This window comes from Kitasatospora sp. NPDC058965, from assembly GCF_042741245.1.
In the GTDB taxonomy this organism is placed as follows: Bacteria; Actinomycetota; Actinomycetes; order Streptomycetales; family Streptomycetaceae; genus Kitasatospora.
Genome location: NZ_JBHYKG010000364.1, coordinates 1 through 7,922, shown reverse-complemented (window position 1 = coordinate 7,922; position 7,922 = coordinate 1). Strand labels below are relative to the sequence as shown.

The window sequence follows — 7,922 nt, the reverse complement described above, 5'->3', positions numbered from 1 at the left end:
CCCCCGACTGGGGGCCCGGGCGAGCCTGCTGCGCATGGGGACGGCAGTGGTGGTGCTACCGGTCCGCCAGGAAGCGGGCCAGGCACTCCGTCACCAGGAGGTGGTCGTCGAGCTGGGGCAGGCCGGAGACGGTGACGGTGCCCACCGGGCCGGTGCCGCGGACCAGGAGCGGGAAGGAGCCGCCGTGGGCGGCGTACCGGGCCGGGTCCAGGTCGAAGGGGCGGCCCTTGCGGCGGTAGCGCTCGCCCACCAGGTAGGACGCCTCGCCGAACCGGCGGACCACGGCGGCCTTGCGGCGGATCCAGTCGTCGTTGTCCGCACTGGTGCCGGGCAGGGCGGCGTGGAAGGCCTGCTGCTCGCCGTGCCGCAGGTCGACCGTGACGGCCAGGCCGCGCTCGCGGGCCACCGTGACGATCAGCGAGCCGAGTCGCCAGGCATCGTCCAGATCGATCGAGGGAAGCTGCAACTGGCTGTGCTGGAGTTCGAGTTCGGCGATGGTCGGGCTCACGGGGCGACCGTCCGGCCGGTCTGCGCCGAGCGGCGGGCCGCCTCCAGCACGCGCAGCGCCGCGACGGCGTCGCCCGGGTCCACCGGGGCCGGGGTCGAGTCGGTCAACGCCCGTGCGACGCCCGCGTAGTACTCCTGGTACGCGCCCGGCAGGGTGACCACCGGCTCGACCGCGTCGCCCGCGTGCAGGGTGCCCCAGTGCTCGCGCGCGGTGCTGCCCCACCCCGGATCGGTGGGCGTGCGGCCGGCCTTCAGGGCGTCCTCCTGCCCGTCCAGGCCGTGCGTGACATAGGCCCCCTGCGACCCCAGGACCCGGAAGCGCGGGCCGAGTTCGCCCGCGGTGGCGCTCATCCAGAGGTGCGAGCGGGTGCCGTCGGCGTGGGTGAGGGCGACGAAGCTGTCGTCGTCCGTCTGTGCGCCGGCCCGGCGGGCGTCCAGCTCGGCGTAGACCCGCTCGGCCGGCCCGAACAGGGTGAGCGCCTGGTCGACCAGGTGCGCGCCGAGGTCGTAGAGCAGGCCGCCGACCTCCGCCGGATCGCCCAACTCGCGCCAGCCGCCCTTGAGCTGCGGGCGCCAGCGCTCGAACCGGGACTCGAACCGGTGCACCGTGCCCAGCCGCCCCGAGTCGACCAGCTGTCGGACGGTGCGGAAGTCGCCGTCCCAGCGCCGGTTCTGGAACACGCTGAGCAGCAGCCCGCGGTCCGCGGCGAGCCGGATCAGCTGCTCGCCCTCGGCGGCCGTGGCGGCCAGCGGTTTGTCGACCACCACCGGCAGGCCCGCCTCCAGCGCGGCGGTGGCCAGCGGGACGTGGGTGCGGTTCGGGGAGGCGATCACGACCAGGTCCAGCGGCGTCGACCAGAGCGCGGCCGCGCTGTCGAGCACCGTCGCCGCCGGGTGCTCCCGGCGCACCTGCGCCTGCCGCTCCGGATCGGCGGTCACCACGGCCGCCAGGTGCAGCCCGGGCGTGGTGCGGATCAGGGGAGCGTGGAAGACCGAGCCGGCCAGGCCGTAGCCGACGAGCCCGACGTTGAGGACGGCGGCGCCGTGGGGAGAGTCCATGCCCCTAGTTAAACAACAGCGTGGATTAACTAGCAAGCTCCGCCATAATCGACGGGTGACCACAGACTCCGCCCTCAACCTCACCCTGGTCCGCGACCGCAACGACGCCGCGGTGCTGCGGGCCGTCCGGGCCCGCGGCGAGAGCGGGATCAGCCGGGTGCAGCTGGCCGCCGGGACCGGGCTGACCGCGCAGGCGATCAGCAAGATCACGGCGCGGCTGCTCGGCGAGGGGCTGCTCACCGAGGCGGGCCGGCTCGCCGGTGCCACGGGCAAGCCGCGCACCCTGCTGCGCCTGGTCCCGGACGCCCGCTGCGCGCTCGGCGCGCACCTGGGCCGGAGCGAGCTGCGCCTGGTCCGGGTCGACCTGGGCGGCGCCGTCACCGGCCGGTCGGCGGCGCCGGCCGACCTGCGCGGCGAGGCGGGCCCGGTGCTGGACCGGCTGGCGGCGATGGTCCGCGAGCTGACCGCGGGCCTCGACCCCGCGCAGGTGCTGGGCCTGGGCGTCGCCTGCCCGGGCCCGCTGGACGCCCGCGACGGCGTGCTGCACGAGGTCACCGGGATGCCGCACTGGCGCGGCCTGCGCCTGCGCGAGGAGATGGCGGCCCGGACGGGGCTGCCGGTGCTGGTCGAGAAGGACACCACGGCCGGCGTGCTGAGCCGGCTGGGCGCCGACCACCGCGCCTACGTCTTCCTGGGCGAGGGCCTCGGTGCCGGGCTGGTCCTCGGTGGCCGGGTGCACCGCGGCGCCCGGACCAACGCGGGCGAGTTCGGCCACCAGTGCGTGGACCGGGCCGGCCCGGTCTGCGCCTGCGGAGCCCGGGGCTGCCTGGAGGCGGTCTGCCTGGCCGCGCTGCGCGCGGGCCGCCCGGCGGACGCGGCGCAGGCCCTCGGCGTGGGGGTGGCGAACCTGGTGCGCCTGCTCGACATCGAGGAGGTGCTGCTGGGCGGCGACGCCCTGCTGGACTCGGCCGACCTGTTCGAGTCCGCCATCCGCGCCGAGCTCGCAGCCCGCGTCCCCGACCCCACCTGGCAGCCGGTCACCCTGACCCGCGCCCCGCGCCTGGCCGTCCCGCTGGGCGCGGCGGGCCTCGCGCTGGGCCGGGTGTTCGGCTGACGCGCGGGGCCGTCGGGGGCGCCGGCCGGGCCCCCGGCGCAGGGGCGTCCGGGGCGGGTGGTCGGCCGACGGCCGGTCAGGAGTGGCCCAGGTAGGCGTCGATCGCCGCGAAGGTGGTGGTCGGCTGCTCGATGTGGGGCAGGTGGCCCGCGCGCGGGACGGGGTGGAAGCGGGCGTGCGGGAGGGCGGCGGCGTAGGCCGCGCCGTACGCGGGGGTGACGATGCGGTCGTGCTCGCCCCAGAGGACGAGGGTGGGGGCGGTGACGGCGCCCAGGCGGGGGAGCAGGGTGGGGTCGTGCATGTAGGGGTCGCCGGCCAGGGCGCGCATGGTGGCCGTGTTGGCCTGGCGGGTAGCGAGCTGGTCGGGGGAGAGGGTCGCCGGGTCGAGCTGGAAGCGGTCCGGGTCGTACCAGGAGTGCTCGGCCAGGCCGCGCGGGTCGAGGGCGAAGACGTCGGTGATCGGCTCGCCCTCGACCCGGATGCCGACGGCATTGATCAGCACCAGGCCGGTGACGGTGCCCGAGGTGTCGCCGGCGGCCATCTCGGCGGCGGTCCAGCCGCCCAGGGAGGAGCCGACCAGCAGGACGTCCGTCAGGCCGCGGGTGCGGAGCAGCTGCAGGTAGGTGAGCGCCAACTGGTCGACGCCGGTGAGCCAGTCGGGGCGGTGGGTGCCGTCCCAACCGGGGTGGACGGGGGTGAGGGTGTGCGCCGTGCGGGAGAGGTGCTGGGCGAGGCCGGCGACGGTGGCCGGGCCCCCGCCGCCGTGCAGGATCAGGACGGGGCGGCCGGAGCCCGCCTCGGCGAGGGTGAGGGAGCGGGCGAGGTCGGCGTGCGCGGCGGTGCTCTGCGACGTGGTCATGGCTCCAGAGTAACTAAAGATCTTTATATAAGCTAGTTTGGTTGTGCGGTAGGATCGGCCCATGCACAGTGACCTGCAACTCCTCGGCCGGGCGGTCAAGCAAGTCCAGTACCGGCAGCACCGGGCCCTGGACAGCGCGCTGGCCGCGGCCGGCACGACGCTGGCCCAGTGGGACGCGCTGCGCGCCATCGGCCGCTCGCCCGGTGCCTCGGCGCGGACGCTGGCGGCGGCGACCTTCCAGAGCGAGCAGGCGTTCGGCGCGCTGGTCGGGCGCCTGGTGACCCAGGGCCTGGTGGAGCGCCGCCCGGGGCACGGCCGGCGGATCGAGCACCACCTCACCCAGCAGGGCGAGCAGGTCCTCGCGGCGGGGCACACGATCGCCGACGCGGTGCTCGCCGACTGCTTCGCCGCGCTGTCCGCGACGGACCGCACGGCGTTGCTCGCCCTGCTGCGGCGGACGGCCGGCGGTGAGGACGAGTAACGGCCCGGCCCGACGGGGCGCGGCCTACAAGTCGCAGCTCTCGACCGGCACCGCCACCCGCTCCCCGCTGCGCACCGCACGGGTCAGCGGGTGGTCGGCGCCGAGTGCGGAGTCCGCGTCCCGGGCCGCGGTCGCGGACAGCCCGGCGGCCTCGTCGCGTTCGCCCAGCGTCCCGAGGTCGACCGCGAGGTTGGCACGGGCGGCCAGCACGTCGTGGTGGGTGGGGCCGAACGCGCCCAGGAGGAGCGCCTCGGCGCGTCGGCCGATCGCGACCGCCCGCTCCACCGAGCCGCGCTCGGCCACCGTGGTGGCCTGGTTCAGCAGCACCGGTCCCAGGTAGCAGTGCTCGGGCCCGAGCGCCCGGGACAGGCCGGCCACCGCCGCGTCGGTCAGCGTGCCGGCCCCGACCACGTCCCCGGCGGCCCGCAGGTGCCGGGCCAGGTTGCCGCTCAGGCCCAGCGTCAGCGGGTGGTCGCCGCCCAGCTGCTGCCCGGCGGTGTCGTGCGCGCGCCGGGACAACTGCAGCGCGGCACCGGTGTCACCCCGGGCCTGCAGCACGGTGGCCAGGGTGTCGGCGGCGCTGAGGGTGTCGATGCTGCGCAGGCCGAGGAGTTCGAGGAACGCCCGGTAGCCGGCCTCGGCGTGCTCGCGGGCGTCGTCGAGCCGGGCCAGCCGGAACTCGGTCGCCGCGAGCTCCACCAGCGCGAACAGCAGTCCGGGGTGGCGGGCGCTGACCGTGGTCCGGTAGGTCTGCAGCACCTCCGTCAGCAGTGCGGCGGCCTCGCGCGGCCGGCCCGTCTTGCGCAGCGTCAGACCGTAGGCCGCCGCCGCGACGAGGGTGCGCTGGTCGTGCGGGCCGAGTGCCTGGCGCTGGCGCCGGTAGCTGAGGCGGTGCAGTGTGAGGGCCTGCCGCCAGTTTCCGGCCAGCGCCTCGGACAGTGCGACGTTATGGGTGATCATCGCGACCCGCGGGTGGTGCGGCCCGAGGCCCTGCTCGGCGGCGAGCAGGCTGGCCCGGTCCAGCTTGCGGGCCTCCGCGAAGCGGCCGAGCATCCGCAGGTCGGCGGCGAGGTTGCTGGCGGCGATCAGGGTCTGCAGGTCGCCCGGGCCGAGCTCGCGGCGGAACCTTTCGTACGTGTTCGAGTCGAGGGTGTAGCTGCGGCGGAACTCGCCCTGGTCGCGCAGCACGTTCGCGAGCTGGACCCGCAGCATCCCGGTGTGCAGCTCGGGCTGCGGCTCGCCGTCGGCCGCGGCCCAGTGGTCCAGCGTCCGCTCGGCCAGCTCCCGGCCCTCCCGGGCCAGCCCGGTCTTCCAGAGGTAGCGCACCGTGTTCACCAGCAGTCGGCGCACCTCCGGCTCGGTGGAGTCCGGCGCGCCGCTGGGCCACAGGTGCGGCAGCAGTTCGGCGAAGGCCGGCCAGGCGTCGGCCTGATCGGGGTCCTGCGGGGCGACCGCGGCCAGGCACAGCTGCGCGGTGCGGCGCTGCGCCGCGCGGCGCTCGTCGGTGGCCTGGTCCCGGACCACCGCCTGGACCAGCCGGTGCAGGGTCAGCGACTCGCGCCCGCCGTCGGCCCGGGCCAGGCCGGTGCGGTGGATGGTGCGGACCAGCGCGCCCAGCGCCAGCCGGGCGGCCGGCGTCGGCCGGCCGAGCCCGAGGTGGCGCAGCAGCGGCGGACTGAAGAGCAGCGCGGTGGGGATCGGTTCGGGTCCGAAGTGGGCGCAGACCTCCAGGAGTTCGGCGGCCCGCGCGTTGCTGCGGCGCAGCTCCTCCAGGGAGAGCAGCCAGGTCGCGGCGACCGACCGGGGGTAGTCGGCCGCGGGCAGCCGGGTGTGTTCCAGGATGTCGGTCAGGGTGGTGGAGAGCAGGTCGAGGTAGTCGGCCGCCGGCATGCCGCTCTCCTGCAGCCAGGCGGCGGCCTGGGCGACGGCCAGCGGCAGGTCGCCGAGTTGGTCCGCGACCCGCTCGGCCGAGCGGCCGCTCAGCGTCGGGTTGTGCTGGTGCAGCAGGCGCAGGCTCTCGTCGCGGTGGAAGGCGCCGAGCTCCAGGACGGCGGCGTGCCGGCTCCAGCCCGGGTCGCGGGAGGTGAGCAGCAGGTGTCCGCCGCTCGGTCCGTCGACCAGCCAGCGGCCGAGCTGCTCGGGCGGACCGGCGTTGTCCAGCACCAGCAGCCAGCGGGCGTACGGTTCGCCCCGCTGCAGTGCCCGGAGCACCTGGGCGGCGGTGTCGGCGCTGTCCGCGCCGACCCCCAGGCCGAGCCGCTCCGCCAGGGCCGCCAGTTGCGGCGCGAGGTACTCGACGTGCCCGGCGGCGATCCACCAGACCAGGTCGTAGCCGGCCCGGAACCGGTGGGCGTACTCGGCCGCGGTCTGGCTCTTGCCGACGCCGCCCAGCCCGGTGATCACCTGGACGGTGCGGCCGGCCCCGGTGAACCCCTCGCGCAGCGACTCCAACTCCTCGGCGCGGCCGGTGAAGGAGGCGTTGCGGGCCGGGAGCCGCTCCACCGCGGGCCGGCAGTCGGGCGGCCGCGGCGGCGCGGCGGCGGGCGGTGCGGTATCGGCGGGCCGGCCCACCGCCGCGGCCAGCTGGTCCCCGGGGGCCGCCGCTCCGGCGAGCACGGTGACCGGGCGCTCGGCGTACAGCCGCGGGAGCGGACCGTCCAACTCGCCGACCCGCAGCGGGACCAGGGTGGCCAGGCCCGGGACGACCTCGCGCCCGGCCAGGGCCCGCCACAGCGGCTCGGCCCGCGGGTGGCGCAGGTAGTCGGCGGAGAGCAGCGCCACCACCCGGCCCCGGCCGGCCAGGGCCCAGTCGAGTTCCGGCGAGCCGGCGCCGGCCGGCGGGCCCGACAGGCTGTGCAGCGAGCTGCTGTACCCGAGCGCCGTCAACGCGCCGGCCACCCACTCCGCGCGCATCCGGTCGGCCGGCGCGTAGCTGACGAAGAGGTGGCCGGGCGTCACCGGGCGGGTGCTGTGCCGCTCGGCCGGCGGGTCGGGCGGGAAGACGCCGGCCACCTCCCGCAGGTCGAGGTCGGGCAGCGGCGGCAGCCGCACCCGGCCGGCTGCCCGGCCGATCCGCCGGGCGAGCACCTCGACCACCGTGCGGTACTCGGCCCCGCCGCGCGCTTCCCGCAGCAGGTGCCGCAGGCCCAGCTCGGCGTAGCGCCCGCCCATGGCCGGCTCCAGGTACTGCACCCGGGCGACCGGCTCCGGCGGCCCGCCGGGCACCGGCTCCCAGAGCACGGGCACCAGCGCGCCCGGGTCCCAACCGGTGTCCTGCTGGTAGGCCGTGGTGCGGCGGTGGAAGGCCGTCCACTCCTTCCCGCAGTAGAGGCTGGCGAAGTACGCGGGCGAGTAGAGGGCGACCAGCACGCGGCAGTGGTTGATCGCCCGGCTCAGCCGACGCTCCCAGTCGGCGCCGAGGAGGATCTGCTCGACGTCGAGGAAGGCGGGCAGCCGCTCCGCCTCCGGGTCCAGCTGGGCCAGTTCGGCGCGCAGGTCCTGGTAGAAGCAGCCGATCGCCCCACCGTCGTCGTCGGCCCGCGCGTAGCTGAGGAAGAAGTAGGACTCCACCCGACCCTCCCCGTCATTCCCATGCCAAGTATGGCTCAGAGGAACCAACTTGCCGGGGAATCACCTTGTTCCCCGGGTCCGCGGGCCAGGGCATCGGGCCTTGGACACCGGGCGGCGTACCCGCGGCGCGGGCGGGCGGCGGGGGTCACTCCGGCAGGTCGGCCAGCGTCTCCGCGAGGTCGCGCCAGATCTCCCTGGCCAGGTCGAGGTTGGCGTCGTCCTCCGCCCGCTGGGCCAGCGCCCGCAGCGCCGCGATGCCGGCCTCGCGGGCGCCCTCGACGATCTGCAGGCGGGCCCGCAGTACCTCCAGGGCCACCCGGGCGTGGAAGTCG

At 76.3% G+C, this 7,922-nt stretch carries 6 protein-coding genes and 1 pseudogene; 2 read left to right on the top strand and 5 right to left on the bottom strand.

Annotated features, from left to right (window positions below; all coding sequences use genetic code 11):
• Nucleotides 1–55: 55 nt before the first annotated feature.
• Together ACFW1A_RS35660 and ACFW1A_RS35655 are read right to left on the bottom strand one after the other, a co-directional pair.
• Nucleotides 56–508, bottom strand: coding sequence for a heme-degrading domain-containing protein (locus tag ACFW1A_RS35660; RefSeq protein ID WP_380416775.1), 453 nt, complete (start codon nucleotides 506–508; stop codon nucleotides 56–58).
• Nucleotides 505–1,566, bottom strand: coding sequence for a Gfo/Idh/MocA family oxidoreductase (locus ACFW1A_RS35655; RefSeq protein WP_380416773.1), 1,062 nt, complete (start codon nucleotides 1,564–1,566; stop codon nucleotides 505–507). Before ACFW1A_RS35655 ends, ACFW1A_RS35660 begins: the two co-directional genes overlap by 4 nt.
• Nucleotides 1,567–1,621: 55 nt before the next feature.
• On the opposite strand from ACFW1A_RS35655, the gene ACFW1A_RS35650 reads away from it, so the two are divergent.
• A complete protein-coding gene (locus tag ACFW1A_RS35650) occupies nucleotides 1,622–2,680 on the top strand; it encodes an ROK family protein (RefSeq protein WP_380416770.1) in 1,059 nt (352 codons plus the stop codon).
• A gap of 76 nt (nucleotides 2,681–2,756) precedes the next feature.
• Here ACFW1A_RS35650 and ACFW1A_RS35645 read toward each other — a convergent pair whose 3' ends face one another.
• Nucleotides 2,757–3,539, bottom strand: a complete 783-nt coding sequence (locus ACFW1A_RS35645) for an alpha/beta fold hydrolase (protein ID WP_380416768.1) — start codon at nucleotides 3,537–3,539, stop codon at nucleotides 2,757–2,759.
• A 61-nt stretch (nucleotides 3,540–3,600) separates the two neighbouring features.
• Between ACFW1A_RS35645 and ACFW1A_RS35640 the strand changes: the two genes are divergently transcribed.
• Nucleotides 3,601–4,020: a MarR family winged helix-turn-helix transcriptional regulator gene (locus ACFW1A_RS35640; protein ID WP_380416765.1), complete on the top strand. Its 420-nt coding sequence runs from the start codon at nucleotides 3,601–3,603 to the stop codon at nucleotides 4,018–4,020.
• A 24-nt stretch (nucleotides 4,021–4,044) separates the two neighbouring features.
• Here ACFW1A_RS35640 and fxsT read toward each other — a convergent pair whose 3' ends face one another.
• Both fxsT and ACFW1A_RS35630 read right to left on the bottom strand, forming a co-directional pair.
• A complete protein-coding gene (gene fxsT, locus ACFW1A_RS35635; protein ID WP_380416762.1) occupies nucleotides 4,045–7,590 on the bottom strand; it encodes an FxSxx-COOH system tetratricopeptide repeat protein in 3,546 nt (1,181 codons plus the stop codon).
• 145 nt (nucleotides 7,591–7,735) lie between these two features.
• Nucleotides 7,736–7,922, bottom strand: a pseudogene (locus ACFW1A_RS35630) (XRE family transcriptional regulator); the annotation flags it as partial.